The organism is Winogradskyella poriferorum (assembly GCF_036553625.1).
Classification (GTDB): Bacteria; Bacteroidota; Bacteroidia; order Flavobacteriales; family Flavobacteriaceae; genus Winogradskyella; species Winogradskyella poriferorum.
On record NZ_JAZHOU010000002.1, the window covers coordinates 237712 to 257936 of the forward strand.

The following is a 20225-nucleotide window of genomic DNA, read 5'->3' on the forward strand; positions in this document are numbered from 1 at the left end:
ACGTTTAGATTCCTGTTGTTTTTTGAGAATGACAGAAAACTATCTTAATATTTTGTTTGGAAATGTAACTAAGCTTTCGTGTCCGTCTTCGGAAACAGAAGCCACACCAAAAAAGAAGTTATCAATAACTATACCTTCTAAGGTAAATTCGGTAATGTTTTCTACATATCTGCTGTGGTCCCAAGTAGGTGAAGTTGTGTCTCTCCAATAGATTTTGTAGCCTTTGGCACCGTCTACTTTATTCCATTGTAGTTTTGCTGAAGCTTCTACAATACCTCCAATACTCACTTCGTCTGGAGCAGGTGGAGCAGAAGCAAGGCTAGCCATAGTAATTGCATTGACAGCAGTAAGCTTTTTACAATATGAAAAGTTAACATGCTCAAACGTGTCTCCATAATCGATACCATTTTCTGTTCTAATATCCTGATGTTGCTGCGTGTAATTTTCGTGCGCTTCCATTATTCGGATACCTGCAAAACCTAAATCATTAAAAGGTCTGTGATGACCACCACGACCAAAACGATCGAGACGATAGACCATCATTGGGTTCATTTCTGGCATGTAGGTTTTAGTTGTGGTGTACACATATCTTGCTAACTGACGTGAAATACCATCAACTTCTCCACCATAAAAACGCCTTGCTCTTGCTTGTCTTGCTAGTTTTTCTGCATCGGTTTCGTCTGTAGTAATCGGTTCAGAAAAGATTCGGAATGTACGATTGTCTATAACTCCATCAACACCTTTTATGTTTCCGATCATGTCGTTATTAAGCACACCAATAATTTGCCAATTATTTTCTTTAGCATATTTGGCAAAACCTTGCCCGCCAAAAAGGCCTTGTTCTTCACCAGAAAGTCCTAGATAGACAATACTACTTTCAAATTTATATTTAGAAAGTACTCTAGCAGCTTCAATAGCTCCAGCCATTCCTGTCGCATTATCATTGGCACCTGGAGCATCAGACGTATAGTCATTAGGATCTGAAACTCTGGAGTCTATATCTCCGCTCATTATAATAAATCGATTAGGGTATTTTGTGCCACGCTGAACAGCAACAACGTTTACCACATTAACATCTTTTACAATGCGTTGATTGGTTCCTTTTTCCACCAAATTACTCTGATAAAAAACTTCCAAACAATCATTGCAATCTTTTGAAATAGCATCGAATTGCGATTTTATCCATCGTCTTGCTGCACCTATACCTCTTGTGTCAGAAACAGTATCGCTTAATGTGTGACGTGTACCAAAATCTGCTAAGGTTTTTACATCATTTTTTAAGCGTTCTTCTGAAATGGCATCTACGATATCATATATTTTGGTATCGGTTTGAGCACCAATTAATACGGTTTGAAACAGGAATAAAAATAGAAGTGATTTTTTCATTGTTAATCTTTAAGTTTTAGGGTTCCAAAAATATTAGCGTCCATCCAGCCACGGTTTTTATCCTCACCTTCAACAGGAATAGAGCCTATAAAATTTTCGCGTTCTGTACTATAATCGTTATCGCAATAGGCAATTGCAAAACCTACCTTTTTGTTTGTAGTGAGTTTTACGGGTTTATTAGGTTTTGAATTGTCATCATAAGTGTCATTGTATAAATACATTTTTACTTCCCAAATAGAAGTGTTATCAGATGTTACAAGTTTAGATTCAATGTGTGAATTATATAACTTTCCAATTTTTTCTGTAGACATATCTACAACATTACCATCTAAAGCAATGTGATATGCAAATGCGTTGTGATTATACTGATGTTCGCCACCACTATTGTCCTCATCTACAAAAATTTCTAAACAGTCTTCGTCCCACCATTTTACAAGAGGGTCTTTTATATTATCAATTAATGTATCATCTTTTATTTGTGCTAAAACATAAAGCGCTTCATCATCCCAGGTTAATTTAAATCTTCCTGAAAAATCTTCTGCTGTTAAAGAATCTCCAAGCCAAACTTGATCCATTGGATGCCATTTTGCATTCTTCCATGAAGTTTCGTCAGCAATACCATCTATTTTAATAGCATTTTTGGCTTTAAGTATTTGTCGAAGTTGTTTTTCTGGTTTTGTCGATTTTGGTGTTGTCTCTATAATCTCTTTGTTAGTGTTTTTACAACTTGAAAAGCATAAAGCCATTAAAAGAATAACGATATATTTTTTCATAAAGTAATTACTTTTTGTAGTTGAATTTTAATGTTTCTACACTACCATTTTCATTTTCGATATCTACATACACATTCATTTCATTAGAAGACACCTTTTCAAAGGTCATACCTTCAAAAACAACTTTGGTTTCTGTAATTTCTATCAAAGGGAAATCAACAGTTTCGTTTTTTGTTTCCCATCCTTTTAAATCAGAGTCAAAATGTTTTAACTGAAGAATTAAAGAGTCTTCAATTTCTCGGATTACTTCAATTTCGTAGAATTGTACTTTTCCTTCTACAATGAGTTTAAAAGTGGCCATCATAGAACCACCTGAAGGTTCACTCCAAATCTCTTCGGTAATACCACCAAAGGCTTCACCATGCCAAGTGCCAGCTATCCAAGCGATGTTTTCTAATTTGGGTTCTAAGGTTTTCTTCTCTTGAGAAAAGCTATTTAAGCTAATAGCTAATACTAAAAGTGTTATAATATTTTTCATGGTAATATTATTGTATAAAAGTAACTTTTGAAATTAAACCATCATCTATTTCGTAAATGGCTATGGCATAATAGGTTTTTCCGTTTATGGTTGCTTTTTCTTTATCAATAACTTTGTTGCCTAAAACAATACGGTTCATTATTTCAGCATTAAGATCTGGGACTTTTTGAAAGATGACTTGATATCTTTTTTCCAATTCGTCAATACCATTAGAGGTTATATTTTCTGGAAATTCATAAAGCTTAATATCTTTAGTATAGGTTTTACTAAACTCATCAATATCACGTTTGTTGTAAGCTTCAAGCTGATTATTTACAATAGTTTCAGGATTAGAGGTTGTATTTTTATTTCTAATAAACGTCATAGATTTTATACCATCTTTGTCTACATTATATATGGTAGCTTGTCTTATGGTTAAATTGTTTAATGTTACCAATTCTTCATCAATAACATAATTGTTGAGTACCATACGGTTTAAAACCTTAACATTAGATTTTTTATTATTTTTAAAGAATTGTCTGTAGTTTTCTTTAAGAGCATTTCTGCCAGAGTACATATAATCTTTTGGAAATTTATTAACTACAACATTAGCATCAAAAGCATTTGCAAAGTCATTGAGTTGCCTGTTGTTAAAAGGATCTATATGTTTTTGAACAACTGCAGCAGCTTCAGTTTCTGATAAAATTGGGTCGTCAACTGTTTGTTCTGTTGGGTTATCGTTAACTTCTAAACCTTGCGCATTTGATTGTAAATCTGCAGCAATTAATAATTTTGTACCGTTGTCGTTTATGGCTAATCGCGTAATATCAGCAATGCCGTAAGAGGAAAGATTGGCTACTTTTTTCCAGTTATTATCTTGTTTTAAGGTTAGCTTATATAAGATACCATTTTTACCAGATAGAAGTGTTTTACCATCTAGCCAGCAAATATCTTCAACACCTTCCATTGTGTTTGCAATAAGTCTTGTAACACCATTTTTAGGGTTTAAAGATCTTATTTGCCACGGTTTATTAGCTTCTTTGTAAATAAAACTTACGAGATTAGAATTTGGGATTTTATGAAACGAACGCCCAACATTTGTAGCGTATTTTCTACTAATACCATCTGTAATATTTGTGAAATATAAATTTAGTTGCTCGTTTTCAATGACAGCAGATACTATAGAGTGCTCATCGTACCATGTATAGTACGCTACGACCAAATCCTTGATGAGCTCTGTAGATTCACCATTGCTGAGGTTATAACTGTATAAACGTTGTTTACCATCAATATCTAACCTAACAGCAGAAACCGCATTTTTATTAGGGATTTTTAAAGGTGAGTATTCTCCACCTTTGGTAAAATTTATAAAGGTTTTTGATTTGTAATTAATGTGATATTGTGCAATATCGGTTTGTCCGCTACGTGTTGAAGCATAGAGTACATTCTCATCACCAAAAAAAGAAGGCTGGTTATCGTAGCCTTCGTTATTAGATATATTGATACCATTTGAAACTTCAATTTTAGAATTGCTTTTTTCCAAGTCAAAAAGGAAGACTTCAGTATTAGATTGAGAAAAGGAAAAGGTAGATAGTAAGGGAAATAGGATTAAAAAATAATATTTCATGAGATAGCAAGATTGATTCCATAAATATAAGGATTATCTAGATTAGATATTATGGACTTTATATTGATACTTAGAGAAGAGTGCAAATATCAATTACATTAAAATATGATTTCAGAAAAGCACTACACTATTTAAGTTAATACCTACAAAAAAATGCTAATAATCGATATTAATGGCTTTTAACATGTGTTTTGAGCTTTTGTATTTGTAATATTAGATAATGACAACTAACTATTACTAACGTGAATAATTAAAGAATATGGAGAGAATTACTCTAAACTTGATAAAAATAACTTTTTTATTTAGCTTTTTGTTTTCAGAATTAAATTACGGTCAAACAACAGACAATAGCTCACAAAACTCATCTCTACCAAGTACAGCAATTAATGCTACAGAAACCGATGCAAATGAGGATAATCGTTTAAAAATAAGACTCAATTTTAATTCAGTCGGTGTACTTAATAGACAGCTATTATTAACTGTAGATAGTAGCTGCTCTGATGGTTATGATTGGGGATTTGATGGTCATTTGTATAACCAACAAGTTGATGATTTATCTTGGATGATAGAAGATGAACTATTTGTAATTCAGGGTATTGGAAGTATAGACAGTAATACAAATTTACCATTACATGTTCAAAAAGGAAATACTGGAGCTGTTATTATATCAATTCATTCCTTAGAAAATGTACCGGATGATTTAGACATTATTCTGTATGATACTGAACACGGAGTAAGTCATGACTTAAGAAATGCTGATTATCAGACAACGTTAGAAGCAGGTACTTATGATAGTCGTTTTCAAATAGGCTTTCAACTTCCGAGTAGCCTTTCTGTTAATGATTATAAAACAGCAGATCTTTTGCATGTATATTTTGATAAGATTTCTAACGAGGTAAAGCTTAAAAACAAATCTAATATAGAATTAAAAGAATTTTGTGTTTACAACTTAACAGGGCAATTGGTGTACAAAGAAGTCTTAATGGATAATACACAAGACAAAGCTTTTACAATAGAGAATTTATCGTCGGAAATATATCTTGTAACAGTCACTACTGTTAATAATGAGGTTTTGACAAAAAAAGTTTTGATTGGTTGATTCGAAACGAGTTGTTTATTCAAAATCATAGCTTCTTGTCTAATTGATATATTCCTAAGGAAATTTTCGTTCGAGAAGGCTTAATATGAACAACAATTTATCGATATAATTTGCAGTCGAATTCTTTTTAGCGAATTAATTAGCGTTTAAAATGTAATTATCAGAAATTCCATATTATTTTTTGAAACTTAGACTTATCAATAACCAACAAAACCATTAATCCTCTCAAGTAACTTAATCCCTCTAAAGTTATGAATACTACCATATCATTTATTAAAATTGTAGGCGCACTTATTTGTCTGTTATATCTGCCAACCAGTTTTGCACAAAACATTTCTAATATAGATGAAAATATTGCCTCAACAAAAGAAACCATAGAAGTAACAACTCAAAGTACTACTGATAACAGACCAAAAATAAGATTGCAGTTTACATCTGTAGGTATTATTAATAGACAGATTCTTTTAACAGTTGATGATAACTGTACTGAAGGCTATGATTGGGGATATGATGGTTATTTAAATGATGTTCAGGTAGATGATATGTCATGGTTAATAGAGGACCAGTTATTTGTTATTCAGGGAATAGGAGAGATAGATACGGAAGAAACAACTTTACCGCTAAACATTCAAAAAAGTGATGTTGGTGATGTTGTTATTTCTATTCAATCTTTAGAGAATATACCAGATGATTTAAATATTGTACTTCATGATACTGAGTTAAATACACACTACGATTTAAGAAGTACAAACTATGAAGCAACATTACAACCGGGTAATTATGAAGATCGTTTTGTGATTGGATTTCAAACCCCAAGCGTATTAAGTATTGATGAGAATAAAGAAGAGCAGCTAGATTTTTATTATGAAATAAATAATAAAAAGTTGGTAGTTACTAACCCAATTAACCTAGATGTATCAAATATTGAAGTTTATAACACGTCAGGTCAAAGCGTTTATAATATTGCAGATATTTTAAATACTTCTCGCAGCGAATATAGTATTGAGAATTTAACATCTGGTCTTTATATTATTAGACTTAGCGCCGATGATGGTTTTGTTGTAACTAAAAAGGTTACAGTTAAATAAATTACTAAAAAAAAGCCAATTCTATTGAATTGGCTTTTTTCATTTCTAACTTAAACTTAAACCTAAAAGCAGTATTTATTTTCTGCTTTTACTTTTTCGGCAATTTCGTTTCGTAAATCAACGATATCCGGATAATTCTGATATTTAGTAAAACGTTTTAAGCCCATAAGCATCATACGTTGCTCATCTCCTTCAGCGAAGGAAATAATACTTTCTTTTCCTTTATCTTCTATAATATTTACTGCATTAAATAAATATAGTTTAGACATAGCAATTTGTACAGATTGAGCCTCTTCACCAAAACGTTTTGCATTCTTTTCAGTTCTTAAAATAGTAGACTCTGCCATATATATTTCTATTAATATATCTGCAGCAGCAACTAAAAGCTGTTGGTGTTTTTCCATATCTGGACCAAACTTTTGAACAGCTGCACCAGCTACCATTAAGAATACCTTTTTAAGCTTAGCAATCATTTCTTTTTCTTCAGAGAAAAGCTCTGAGTAATCTGGTGTGTCAAAAGAAGGAATACCCATTAGTTCTTCTTGCACTTTCATTGCAGGACCTAATAAATCTACATGACCTTTCATAGCTTTTTTAACTAACATGCCAACAGAAAGCATTCTGTTAATTTCGTTAGTTCCTTCGTAGATACGAGCAATACGAGCATCTCTCCAAGCAGCTTCCATTGGAGTTTCTTCAGAGAATCCCATACCACCAAAAATCTGGATGCCTTCGTCAGCGCAGTTTTGTACATCTTCTGAAACAGCTACTTTAAGAATAGAACACTCAATAGCATATTCTTCTACACCTTTTAGCTCAGCTTCTTGGTGAGAGTTTCCAGCAGCTTCTCTAATAGCTATGCGATCTTCAATATTTTTCGCAGCTCTATAAGTAGCGGATTCACCAGCATAGGCATCTGTAGCCATTTTTGCTAATTTCATTTTTATAGCACCAAAATCTGCTATAGGAGTTTTAAACTGTTTACGCTCGTTAGCATAGTTTACAGCCGTGGTTAAAATTCTTCTTTGAGAATCTAAACAAGCAGCAGCTAATTTAATACGACCAACATTTAGTGCATTCATGGCAATTTTAAAACCTTCACCACGACCAGCAAGCATATTTTCTACAGGAACAACCGTATCATTAAAGAAAACCTGACGTGTAGAACTCGCTCTAATACCAAGTTTGTGCTCTTCTTCACCTAGAGTAACTCCGTTAGGGTTTTCTGGATCGTATTCTACAATAAATCCAGTAATATTTTTATCGTCTTCAATACGAGCAAAAACAATCATTAAACTACAAAAGCCAGCGTTAGAGATCCACATCTTCTGGCCATTAATTTTGTAAGACTTACCATCGGCTGATAGCTCTGCAGTAGTTTTACCAGAGTTAGCATCAGAACCTGCACCTGGTTCTGTTAAACAGTAAGCTCCAAACCATTCTCCTGAGGCTAGTTTAGGTACATACTTTTGTTTTTGTTCTTCGGTTCCGTAAAGCGTAATTGGCATAGTACCAATACCTGTATGAGCACCAAAAGCAGTACTGAAAGATCCTGTTCCTGAAGAGATATAATCACAAGTAAGACATGTTGAAACAAATCCCATTCCTAATCCTCCATATGCTTCTGGTACAGCAACACCTAAGAAGCCAAGTTCTCCTGCTTTGCGCATTACTTCTTCTGTTAGCGCATAATCTTTAGCTTCAAATCTTGCTTTATGAGCAATAATTTCGCGGTCATTAAATTCCATAACCGCTTCTTTCATCATTTGTTGTTCTTCTGAAAAATCTTCAGGTGTGAAAACGTCTTCACAATTTGTTTCTTTAACAAGGAATTGTCCTCCTCTTAAAATGTCTTTTTCTACAGTCTCCATTTTTTTATACGTTATAAGTTTCTTCTTAATTTAAAAATTCAAATATTCCAGCTGCACCTTGACCAGTTCCAACACACATAGTAACCATACCATACTTGTTTTTCATGTCACGCTTACGCATTTCATCAAATAATTGAACAGAAAGTTTTGCACCTGTACATCCAAGAGGATGTCCTAGTGCTATTGCACCTCCATTAACATTTACAATTTCTTGGTTGAGGTCTAATTCTCGCATTACAGCTAAAGACTGAGACGCAAAAGCTTCATTAAGCTCAATTAATTCAATATCTTTTTGAGATAAACCACCTTGTTTTAATGCTTTTGGAATCGCAGCTACTGGACCAATACCCATAATTCTTGGTGGTACACCTGCTGCTGCATAACTTACTAAACGTGCCACAGGCTCTAAGTTTAATTCTTTAACCATGGCTTCACTCATTACTAGTACAAACGCAGCACCATCGCTGGTTTGAGATGAGTTTCCGGCAGTGACTGAACCACCTTGAGCAAATACAGGTCTTAATTTTGCTAATGCTTCTTTACTAGTTCCTTTTCTTGGCCCTTCGTCTTTTGAAACGGTGTATTTGCGTGTTGCTTTTTTACCATTAGCATCAACGTAAGTTTCTTCTACTTCAATAGGTACTATTTGATCTTGAAATCTGTTTTCTTCAAGTGCTTTTAAAGCTTTCATGTGCGAATGGTAAGCAAACTCATCTTGATCTTCTCTAGACACGTTGTATTTGTTTGCAACCGCTTCTGCTGTATTACCCATTCCCCAATAATAGTCTTCATGACCAGCGTTTACGATATCGTAGTTTAATTCTGGTTTAAAACCTGTCATAGGAACAGAACTCATACTTTCTGCACCACCAGCAATAATACATTCTGCCATACCAGCTTGAATTTTGGCAACAGCCATAGCAATGGTCTCTAAACCTGAAGAACAGAATCTGTTAACCGTTACACCTGGCACGTCTACTGTATTTAATCCTATTAACGAAATTATACGTGCCATATTTAGTCCTTGAGATCCTTCTGGCATTGCATTACCAACAATAACATCATCGATACGAGTAACATCAAAATCGGGCAATTTACCCATCATGTACTGAATGGTTTCAGCAGCGAGCTCATCAGCTCTTTTAAATCTAAAACCACCTTTTTTGGATTTACCAACTGCAGTTCTATATCCTTTTACTATATATACTTGTTTCATTTTTTAATTTCTTAAAGGTTTACCTGTTTTTAGCATGTGCTGAATACGCTCTAGCGTTTTACGTTCTGTACAAAGCGAAAGGAAAGCCTCACGCTCTAAATCAAGTAAATATTGTTCTGTAACCAGCGTAGGCTCTGATAAATCTCCACCAGCCATAACGTAAGCTAGTTTATTAGCGATTTTTTGATCGTGCTCACTGATGTAGTGACTTGCTTCCATAGAATCTGTTCCAACTAAGAACATACCTAAAGCTTGTTTGCCAAGTACTTTAACATCTTTACGTTTTACAGGTTGGGTATAGCCTGAATCAGCTAACATTCTGGCATGTGCTTTAGCTGTTGCAATCTGACGATCCTTGTTAACCACAACAACATCTTTTCCTTTTTGAAGAATACCTAAATCATAAGCTTCATATGCAGATGTTGCTACTTTAGCCATACCTATAGTTAAGAAATAATCTTGTAAAACGTTAAGTTCTACATCACCTTTATGGAACACATCTTGTGCTCTCAACGCCATTTCTTTAGAGCCTCCACCACCAGGAATAACGCCAACACCAAACTCTACTAAACCAATGTAAGTTTCTGCAGCAGCAACAACTTTGTCTGCATGCATTGATAACTCACAACCACCACCAAGCGCCATACCATGAGGTGCAGCAATTGTTGGGATAGAAGAATAACGCATACGCATCATTGTGTCTTGGAAGTATTTGATAGCCATATTAAGCTCATCATATTCTTGTTCTGCTGCCATCATAAAAATCATTCCGATGTTAGCACCAACAGAGAAATTAGCTCCTTGGTTACCAATTACTAAACCTTCGAAATCTTTTTCTGCTAAATCCACAGCTTTGTTTAGTCCAGCTAAAACATCACCACCAATGGTATTCATTTTAGATTGGAATTCGCAATTAAGGATGCCATCACCAAGGTCTTCTATAACGACACCAGAGTTTTTAAATACTTCGTTAGATTTTCTGATGTTGTCTAAGATGATAAAACTATCCTGACCAGGAATTTTTTGCTGTGATTTTGAAGGAATATCATAAGCAAAAGAAGCTCCGTCTTTTACAGTGTAAAATGATTTACTACCAGAAGCCAACATTTCGTTAACCCAAGCATTTGGTTCTAGACCTTCTGCTTTCATCATTTCAATACCAGCTTCGACACCAATAGCATCCCAAATTTGGAAAGGACCATGTTCCCAACCAAATCCGGCTTTCATGGCATCATCAATTTTATATAAATCGTCCGTAATTTCTGGAATACGATTAGATACGTAAGCAAATAAAGCGGCAAAACTTTTTCTGTAGAATTCACCAGCCTTATCTTTTCCTTTTACTAATACTTTAAAGCGATCTACAACTTTATCAATTGTTTTAGTTAATTCTAAAGTGGCAAACTTAGCACGTTGCTTTTCTCTATATTCTAAGGTATTAAGGTCTAGTGATAAAATTTCTTTTTTCCCGTCTTTTGAAACGGATTTTTTATAAAAACCTTGACCTGTTTTGCTTCCTAACCACTTGTTTTCCATCATTGTATTGATGAAATCTGGTAAGGCAAATAACTCATGTCTTTCGTCATTAGGACAATTTTCTCTAATACCATTTGCTACATGCACTAGAGTATCTAAACCAACAACGTCTACGGTTCTAAATGTTGCAGACTTTGGACGACCAATTACAGGACCAGATAATTTATCTACTTCCTCAATAGTTAAGTCTAAATCTTTAACTGTGTGGAATAAACTCATAATACTAAAGATACCTATACGGTTACCAATAAAAGCTGGTGTATCTTTAGCAACAACCGAAGTTTTTCCTAAGAACTGCTCTCCGTAACCATTTAAAAACTCTAATACCGAAGCATCAGTTTTTGGTCCTGGAATAATTTCGAATAACTTTAAGTAACGCGCTGGATTAAAAAAGTGAGTACCACAGAAGTGTTTTTGGAAATCTTCACTTCGGCCTTCACTCATAAATTTAATTGGAATACCTGAGGTATTTGATGTAATTAAGGTACCAGGTGTTCTGTACTTTTCAAGTTTTTCAAAAACTTGTTGTTTAATGTCTAAACGTTCCACAACAACTTCCATTATCCAATCTACATCAGCAACTTTGGCGATATCATCTTCTAAATTACCTGTTGTAATACGATTTTTAAATGATGGATGATAGAGTGGTGCAGGTTTAGATTTTATCGATGCAGTAAGCGCATCGTTAACTAAGCGATTGCGCACAACTTTATCTTCTAAAGTTAGACCTTTTGCTTTTTCTATATCATTAAGTTCTCTTGGAACAATGTCTAATAGTAAGACATCTACACCAATATTGGCAAAATGACAAGCAATACCACTTCCCATAATACCAGAACCAATGATGGCAATTTTCTTTATTCTACGTTTGCTCATTGTTTTAATGTGTGTTCTTTTTGATTGTATATTTTTTTATTAGAAATCATATTATTTATAAGTTCTGCTACTTCATAGAAATGTTCTATTTTTTCAGTGCTTATATTAGATTTTATAGCCTCATTAAATATCAATACACGTTCTCTTGAAAAGGCTCGTTTTTCTCTTCCGAATTCTGTTAAATAAATAAGTACTCCTCGACCATCTTCTGGATTCGGTTTACGCTCTATTAACCCTTTTTCTTCCATAGATTTTAAGGTACGTGAAAGACTTGTAGCTTCCATACCCATTTTTGGACCTAATGAGGTTGAAGGTGTACCATTTTCTGGATCAATACTCAATAAAGCAAAGCCAGTAGCCATTGTAGTATCGAATTTTGAGGCCTCTTCGTTGTACATTTTATTTACTGCTAACCATGTGGTTCTCAGTACATAATCTATTGTTTTGTCCTTCATTATAATTTAGTTAGATCCAAATATAATAAAAAATACTATGCACGCATAATAAATGTAGAAAAATTATGCGTGCATAGTATTTTAAAATCTAACCTACGAAGGATTTGTACTATGGTCTATAGATTTTTTCGTATAAAGCGTCATATTTTTCTCTAATAATGTTACGCTTCATTTTCATAGTAGGAGTAAGGTGACCATCATCTATGGTCCAGGATTCAGGAGTAAGTTCGAAACGTTTAATTTGTTCCCACTTTCCAAAGTTCTTATTGTATTTGTCAACTTCTTTTTGAATACGATTTATTACAATTTCTGAAGTTGCAATTTCTTTTTCAGTCTTACCTATAGAGTGATTTTTATGATCTATCCAATCTCTGATGAATTCGAAATTTGGTTGAATGATAGCTCCTGGCATTTTTTCACCTTCACCAATTACCATTACTTGCTCAATGAATAAAGACTGTTTTAGATCATTTTCTAAAAGTGTAGGTATGATGTATTTTCCTCCAGAGGTCTTAAACATTTCTTTTTTACGACCTGTAATCTTCAAGAAACCATCTTCGTCTATAATACCTTTGTCACCTGTATGGAAATAGTCACCGGTCATTACTGAATCCGTTTTTTCAGGATCTTTATAATAACCCATCATAACGTTTGGTCCTTTTATTAAAATTTCACCGTCTTCTGCGATTTTAACTTCTACATTATCAATTGGCTTACCTACAGTACCTACTTTATAATGTTTATCTCTATACATGCCAACACCGACAACAGGAGATGTCTCCGTTAAACCATAGCCTTCCATGACTTGCATTTTTGCAGCTCCAAAAATTCTAGACAAGCGTGGTTGAAGTGCTGCACTACCAGAAACCATTGTGTGTAATTCTCCTCCTAAGGCTTCGCGCCATTTGCTAAATATTAGTTTGTTAGCAATACTTAATTTAAATTCATACCAGGCACCATTTGCTTTGTACGGTTCCCAAATTTCACCTAGTTCAACTGCCCAATAAAATAGTTTGTGCTTAATACCTGTTAGCTCATCTGCTTTTAGCATTATTTTGTCAAAAACTTTTTCTAGTAACCTAGGAACAACACTCATTAAGTGAGGCTTAACCTCTTTGGCGTTATCTCCAATTTTATCTAAGGCTTCAGCAAAATAAATACTGGTTCCTGCATACTGATAGATGTAAATTAGAACACGTTCAAAAATATGACATATAGGAAGAAAGCTTAGTATTCTAGTTTCACCATCAATTTTTGGAAGACGTTTAGATGCGTCTAATGCATTGCTTGTAATGTTCCAGTGTGATAACATTACACCTTTTGGTTTTCCTGTAGTTCCTGAGGTATAAATTATTGTAGCTAGGTCTTCCGGTTTTACTGCGTCTTTTCGTTCTTCGACTTCAGGTTGGTTACTTTTGTCTTTACCTAAATCAAATAACTCTGAATAATGCTTACAACCTTCAATATGATTGAAAGAATAAACTTCTTTAATCTTAGTGTTAGACTGAACTTTTCTCACTTTTTGCAAAACTTCTTCATCTGAAACAAAGCAATAAATCGATTCGCTATGATTTAGTACATATTCATAATCTTCAGCCGAAATTGTAGGATAAATAGGAATATTTTGAGCACCCAATTGCAGAATTCCAATATCCATAATATTCCATTCTGTCCTATTAGTTGAGGATATAACAGCAATTTTATCATCTTTTTGTACACCTAATCTTAAAAGTGCACGACTAATTGTATTTGCCTTGTCTACATAGTCTTTTGTAGACATAGGTGTCCATTCACCATTGTATTTTGTTACCAAAGCTTTAGCGTTTGGTTTGTGTTTAAGTTGATAATAAGGGAAATCAAAAAGGCGTTTAACGTCTGTCATAATCTAAAATCAGCAAAAAAAATTAGGGGTTTTTGCGAAAATAACAAATATAGGGTTAATTATTTTGGAGTATAAAAATAAATCGTATTAAAAATTTCGTTTGATGTTCTAAATTCATTTAGTGAAAAGAAAATAAAAAGGGCTTCAAAATTAAGAAGCCCTTTCTTTATGATACTTTTACCCTAACTACTAACAAGTTTAAGTAATAACCCTAAGTAATTAAACAATATCGTTAGTAAAAAAGTACCACTTATCTATACAAAGATAATAAATACACTTTTTTGTTAGTCTAAGTAGTTTATTATTAGTTATTTTCAATCCATTTCTTAGCATTGGTAAATGCTTCAATCCATGGAGATACTTGGTCTTGTCTATCATTAGGATAGTTAGCCCAATTCCACTGGAAAATGGATCGTTCAATATGTGGCATGGTTACCAAATGTCTTCCAGTTTTGTCAGTCATCATGGCTGTATTAAAATCTGAGCCATTTGGATTATGAGGATATTCAGTATAAGCATATTTTGCTACAATATTGTATTGATCTTCAGCATAAGGAAGGCTAAATTTTCCTTCGCCATGAGAAATCCAAACACCAAGCGTACTTCCTGCTAAAGACGATAACATAATAGAATTATTCTCTTGAATTTTTACAGAAGTAAATGCACTTTCATGCTTATGTGAATCGTTATGAATCATTTTGCCATGAACATCATGATCTGGATTGATAAGCTCTAGTTCCATCCATAGTTGGCAACCGTTACAAATTCCGACAGATAAGGTATCTTCTCTTTCAAAAAAGTTCTTGATGACTTTATTTGCTGTTTCATTATACTTTATAGCACCAGCCCAACCTTTAGCAGATCCTAAAACATCAGAGTTTGAGAAACCACCAACGGCACCAAGGAATTGAATATCTTCTAAAGTTTCACGACCAGAAATTAAATCGGTCATGTGAACATCTTTAACATCAAAACCAGCTAGGTACATAGCGTTTGCCATTTCGCGTTCAGAATTACTTCCTTTTTCACGTAAGATAGCAGCTTTTGGCCTTGGTTTGCTTGAATCTGTTTCTGGAAGTTTTCCAGTGAATTGTTTTGGAAATTCGAAATGTAAAGGTTGATTTTTGTAATTATCAAAACGTGTTTTAGCTAAACCATTAGCCGTTTGTTTTTGGTCGAGTAGGAAAGAGGTTTTGTACCACATGTCTCTCAATCTCGAAATGGTCATAGTAAAGACTTCATTACTATTGATAATGCTAAGCACATCACTTTCCATAACCTTACCAATATTATGGAAATCGATTTTAGCATCAGATAATACGGTTTCGATACTCTTATTTTTAGCCTGAATTACAATTCCTGAGTTTTCAGCAAAAAGTATTTTAAAAGAATCTTTTTCAGCTAAAGCGGTTAAATCTAATTCTGCACCAATAGTATTATCGGCAAAACAAAGTTCTAAAAGTGTAGTAATTAAACCACCTGAAGCGACATCGTGTCCAGCGACAATTTTACCATCTAATATTAATTGTTGAATGGTATTGAAAACCGTTTTTACATAATCAGCACTTTTAACGGTTGGCGCTTCGTTACCAATTTTATTGACTACTTGTGCAAAAGAACTTCCGCCTAATTTAAAGTTGTCTTGAGATAAGTTAATATAGTAAATATCACCTTCATTCTTTTGAAAAACAGGTTCAACTACTTTGTTAATGTCAATACAATTTGCAGCAGCCGAAATTATAACTGTACCTGGGGAAATAACATCACCATCAGGATATTTTTGCTTCATAGAAAGCGAATCTTTTCCTGTTGGTACATTAATGCCTAAATCTATAGCAAATTCTGAAACTGCCTTTACAGCTTCGTATAAACGTGCATCTTCACCTTCATTTTTACAAGGCCACATCCAGTTTGCAGAAAGTGAAACATTCTTTAAGCCATCTTTTAAAGGTGCCCAAATAATATTAGTTAAGGCTTCTGTAATAGAGTTGCGGCTACCTGCTACAGGATCTATCAATCCCGAAATAGGTGAGTGGCCAATTGAGGTGGCAATACCTTCTTTACCTTTATAATCTAATGCCATTACACCAACATTGTTCAATGGCAATTGTAATGGTCCAGCACACTGTTGCTTGGCAACTTTACCACCAACACAACGGTCTACTTTATTAGTTAGCCAATCTTTACATGCGACTGCTTCTAGCTGTAAAACTTGGTCTAAATAATCGTAAAAATTATCTCTGTTGTAAGATACATCACTGTAGTTTTTTTCAACCGTATGATCTGTCATTATAGTTTTTGGGGAGCTACCAAACATATCTTCCAGAGCCAAATCCATTGGTTTGTCTCCATTAGTTTCAGACTCAAATGTAAAACGGTGTTTTCCGGTAACTTCACCAACATCATAGATAGGTGAACGTTCTCTGTCGGCAATTTTATGAAGTACTTCTAAATGCTTATCTCCAATCACCAATCCCATACGTTCTTGAGACTCATTACCAATAATTTCTTTTGAAGAAAGCGTTGGATCACCAACTGGCAATTTGTCTAAATCGATTTTTCCACCAGTATCTTCAACAAGTTCAGATAAACAGTTAAGATGTCCACCAGCACCATGATCGTGAATAGAAACAATATGGTTTTCATCACTTTCTACCATGCCTCGAACAGCATTGGCAGCACGTTTTTGCATTTCTGGGTTAGAACGTTGTACAGCATTTAGCTCGATACCAGAATCGAATTCGCCAGTATCAGCAGACGATACAGCAGCGCCTCCCATACCAATTCTATAATTATCACCACCAAGAATTACGATTTTGTCACCTGCTTTTGGTATATCTTTTATGGCTTGGTCTGCTTTTCCGTAACCAATACCACCAGCTTGCATAATCACCTTGTCGTAACCAATCTTATCATTGTTTTCTTGATGTTCGAAGGTTAAAACAGAACCACAAATTAATGGCTGACCAAATTTATTTCCGAAATCTGAAGCTCCGTTACTAGCTTTTATTAGGATATCCATTGGAGTTTGGTACAACCATTTACGTTCAGGAAACGCTTTTTCCCAAGGACGCTCTTCTTCTAAACGCGAATATGATGTCATGTAAACAGCTGTTCCTGCTAATGGAATAGAACCTTTACCACCAGCAAGCCTGTCTCTGATTTCCCCACCAGAACCCGTAGCAGCTCCATTAAAAGGCTCTACAGTTGTTGGGAAATTATGTGTTTCTGCTTTTAATGAAATTACAGATTCAAAATCTTTAGTTTGGTAATATTCAGGAACATCAGCACGTTTTGGTGCAAACTGTTCTACAACAGGTCCTTTTATAAAAGCAACATTGTCTTTATATGCGGAAACAATATCGTTAGGATTTTGTTTTGATGTTTCCTTAATCATTTTGAATAATGACGTCGGTTTTTCTTCACCATCGATAACAAACGTTCCGTTGAAAATTTTATGACGACAGTGCTCTGAGTTCACTTGTGAAAATCCAAATACTTCAGAGTCTGTCAATGGTCGTCCTATTTTTTTAGAAACACCTTCTAAGTATTCAATTTCTTCATCACTTAGCGATAAACCTTCTTGTTGGTTGTATGCCGAAATATCTTCAATATCAAGAATCGCTTCTGGTTGAATATTTATGGTAAAGATGTCTTGATTTAAGCTTGAAAATTTTTCAGAAATCATTGGGTCGTAACCTTTGAAATCTTCTGAAACTGATATGAATTCCTCAATACGTAAAATACCAGAAATTCCCATGTTTTGAGTAATTTCTACAGCATTGGTACTCCAAGGAGTAATCATTGCGGCTCTTGGACCAACAAAAAAAGCATCTAGTGATGCTTGTTCTATTTTTGGCTGGTTGCCAAATAACCATGTCAATTTTGAAATGGTTTCAGTTGATAATTCTTTTGTGGCTTGAACAGCGAAAACTTTGCTGTTTTGGTTTCCAAAGAAATGAATCATTAGAGTGTTGTGTTTGGTGTGAAAAATAAAAACACAAATTTAGTTTATTTTGAAATAATGTAGCTATAAAAAAGAATTCAATTAGTAGACTTATTCAACAGGTTTTAAACAAAAAAAAGCAGCTCAAAAATTGAACTGCTTTTTCAAGAATTTAATGTTTTGATTAGTTCTTAATCAATTTTTTGCTTACAGATGAATTGTTTTGTGTCAATTTCAAAATATAAACGCCAGATTTTAATGTTTGTACATTGATGCTATCTGAAGAATTGATTTGAGTTTTTAAAACTCTTTTTCCTAATATGTCAAAAATTTCAACAACAGTATTTTCGTTAGATGCTAAATTAATGTACAATTTAGACTTAACAGGATTTGGGTAAATTGAAGAAGTATCAAGATCATTATCAGCAATACTTAACGAAGAATAACATGTCCAAGATAAATCATCAATACCAACTCTTGCACTACCAGAATCGTTATCAGAAATTTCTACTGTAATTGAACCCTCTAGATTTATATTACTTAAAGTAGTAGTTTGTTCAGCATCACTGTAAGGAATAGTTCCCACTAAGCTACCATTTACTAAAACGTCTAAACTTCCGTCAGTCCCTGAGAAGATTCTTTGAGTCGTAATTGTAAGATTACCTATACCACCACTTACAGTAGGTGAGGTTAGCATACCAGAATCCGAATTACCTCTATAATCTATTAATATAGCTCTATTGTTTATGGTTTGGTCAGTTCTGGCTTCCGTTGCATTCCATGTACCGTCTGCACCAGTCCAAATTCTGTTTGTATACTGTGAGCTATTTGCAGGTATGTTTTCAAAATCTTCAACGACACAATTACTACCAGGTGCACCGGCTGCTGTTGTAGTACCATTTACAGAATTACTTTGAGTTGATTCATTTCCCGCAGCATCAATAGCGATAATATAAAATGAATATGTAGTTTCAGGAGTTAGGTTAATAACATTTGCAGCATTTGTAGTTACGTTAGTATTAAAAACACCATCTACATAAACATCATAAGATTCTACAGCAACATTGTCGGTAGAAGCTGTCCAGCTGAGATCAATAGAAGTTGAAGCTTCATTTGTTACCACTAAGTTGGTTGGTGTTGTTGGAGATTCAGTATCTGGAGTAGAAACCCAAATAGCATTTACCCATTCAGGATGATCTACGAAAGGGTTTCTATTGCCCTGATGATTGTAATATATATTATTGTTACGATCTATTTCCTTTTGAGAGACAGGATCGTTTTGGTGCCATGTTAAAAGTATGCTTAAAAAAGGATCATCCAATACTTTGTCTGAGCTTCCGTCGAACATAGCATAACTACTCCAGTTACTCACTTGGTCTTCGTAGCGTGTTACAAAATAGAAGTAAATACGAGCAATGTCTCCTTTAAATTCATCAATAGGTTCAAAAACAGTACTAGAATAGCCAGCAGAATAACCACTATTAAGGTTACCTCCAAGTTTTGAACCATTCTGAGTTGGATTAGAAATACCACTTTGACTTGCTAATTGACTGTTGTCAACTACTCCAAAAGGATAGTTGCTTCTAAAACCATTAACACGACCATCAGTAGGTAAAAGGTGGTGCGCATCACTTCGCATAGGTAAGTTTTGACTGAATACAGACTGAGGAATAACGTGTTCTTTGTTATAACAATCTCCTTCGCCACTATAATTTCCACATTCATCACTAACAGGAGAGAACGTGTAAGGATCTGATCCTGATGGATTTTCTGAATAAGGGTCTAAAATCGTATTACTTCCAGTTTCATAGTAATTGTCTAAATCATAAGACGCTATAAAACCATCCATAGCATCATAACCTTGATCGTTATGGTTGTCTATAATGTTGTGTAGTTGCGTTTTTAGTGTGTAGCCAGTTCCTGTAGCACTATCGTAGTAGCCTGCTGGAATTTGTGCAAAACCTACAGTTGTAAAAATTAAAGTAGCTATTAAAGTGTAGAATTGTTTCATCT

13 protein-coding genes are annotated in these 20225 nt (G+C 34.2%); 2 read left to right on the plus strand and 11 right to left on the minus strand.

All coding sequences use genetic code 11. From position 1 onward, the window contains the following. Positions 1–39: 39 nt before the first annotated feature. Genes V1468_RS07250 through V1468_RS07265 form a run of 4 tightly spaced genes read right to left on the minus strand, consistent with a single transcriptional unit; the run spans position 40 to position 4243 of the window. Complete coding sequence (locus V1468_RS07250; RefSeq protein ID WP_331809573.1) at positions 40–1386, minus strand: M28 family peptidase; 1347 nt, start codon at positions 1384–1386, stop codon at positions 40–42. A 2-nt stretch (positions 1387–1388) separates the two neighbouring features. Next, complete coding sequence (locus tag V1468_RS07255) at positions 1389–2159, minus strand: CBM9 family sugar-binding protein (RefSeq protein WP_331809574.1); 771 nt, start codon at positions 2157–2159, stop codon at positions 1389–1391. A 7-nt stretch (positions 2160–2166) separates the two neighbouring features. Further along, positions 2167–2637 carry a DUF6265 family protein gene (locus V1468_RS07260; protein ID WP_331809575.1) on the minus strand — a complete coding sequence of 157 codons (471 nt, stop codon included), beginning with the start codon at positions 2635–2637 and terminating at the stop codon, positions 2167–2169. 7 nt (positions 2638–2644) lie between these two features. Further along, positions 2645–4243: a nuclear transport factor 2 family protein gene (locus tag V1468_RS07265; RefSeq protein ID WP_331809576.1), complete on the minus strand. Its 1599-nt coding sequence runs from the start codon at positions 4241–4243 to the stop codon at positions 2645–2647. 280 nt (positions 4244–4523) lie between these two features. Between V1468_RS07265 and V1468_RS07270 the strand changes: the two genes are divergently transcribed. Both V1468_RS07270 and V1468_RS07275 read left to right on the plus strand, forming a co-directional pair. Next, the gene (locus V1468_RS07270) at positions 4524–5342 is read left to right on the plus strand and encodes a T9SS type A sorting domain-containing protein (RefSeq protein WP_331809577.1); all 819 of its coding nucleotides are present in this window, start codon (positions 4524–4526) and stop codon (positions 5340–5342) included. Positions 5343–5593: 251 nt separating this feature from the next. After that, a complete protein-coding gene (locus V1468_RS07275) occupies positions 5594–6430 on the plus strand; it encodes a T9SS type A sorting domain-containing protein (RefSeq protein WP_331809579.1) in 837 nt (278 codons plus the stop codon). 62 nt (positions 6431–6492) lie between these two features. Here the strand turns inward: V1468_RS07275 and V1468_RS07280 are convergent, their stop codons facing one another. The 7 genes from V1468_RS07280 to V1468_RS07310 all read right to left on the minus strand — a co-directional run bounded on the left by V1468_RS07280 (position 6493) and on the right by V1468_RS07310 (position 20223). After that, positions 6493–8301: an acyl-CoA dehydrogenase family protein gene (locus tag V1468_RS07280; protein WP_331809580.1), complete on the minus strand. Its 1809-nt coding sequence runs from the start codon at positions 8299–8301 to the stop codon at positions 6493–6495. A gap of 25 nt (positions 8302–8326) precedes the next feature. Next, positions 8327–9517, minus strand: coding sequence for an acetyl-CoA C-acyltransferase (locus V1468_RS07285; protein ID WP_331809581.1), 1191 nt, complete (start codon positions 9515–9517; stop codon positions 8327–8329). A gap of 3 nt (positions 9518–9520) precedes the next feature. Beyond that, a complete protein-coding gene (locus V1468_RS07290; protein WP_331809582.1) occupies positions 9521–11929 on the minus strand; it encodes a 3-hydroxyacyl-CoA dehydrogenase/enoyl-CoA hydratase family protein in 2409 nt (802 codons plus the stop codon). Further along, positions 11926–12384 (minus strand): MarR family winged helix-turn-helix transcriptional regulator, encoded by a 459-nt coding sequence (locus tag V1468_RS07295; RefSeq protein WP_331809583.1) that lies wholly within the window; start codon positions 12382–12384, stop codon positions 11926–11928. The genes V1468_RS07290 and V1468_RS07295 overlap by 4 nt, the downstream gene beginning before the upstream one ends. Before the next feature lie 109 nt (positions 12385–12493). After that, a complete protein-coding gene (locus V1468_RS07300) occupies positions 12494–14266 on the minus strand; it encodes an AMP-dependent synthetase/ligase (RefSeq protein WP_331809584.1) in 1773 nt (590 codons plus the stop codon). 304 nt (positions 14267–14570) lie between these two features. After that, the gene (purL, locus tag V1468_RS07305) at positions 14571–18233 is read right to left on the minus strand and encodes a phosphoribosylformylglycinamidine synthase (RefSeq protein WP_331809585.1); all 3663 of its coding nucleotides are present in this window, start codon (positions 18231–18233) and stop codon (positions 14571–14573) included. Positions 18234–18396: 163 nt separating this feature from the next. After that, positions 18397–20223, minus strand: a complete 1827-nt coding sequence (locus tag V1468_RS07310; protein ID WP_331809586.1) for an endonuclease — start codon at positions 20221–20223, stop codon at positions 18397–18399. Positions 20224–20225 lie beyond the last annotated feature (2 nt).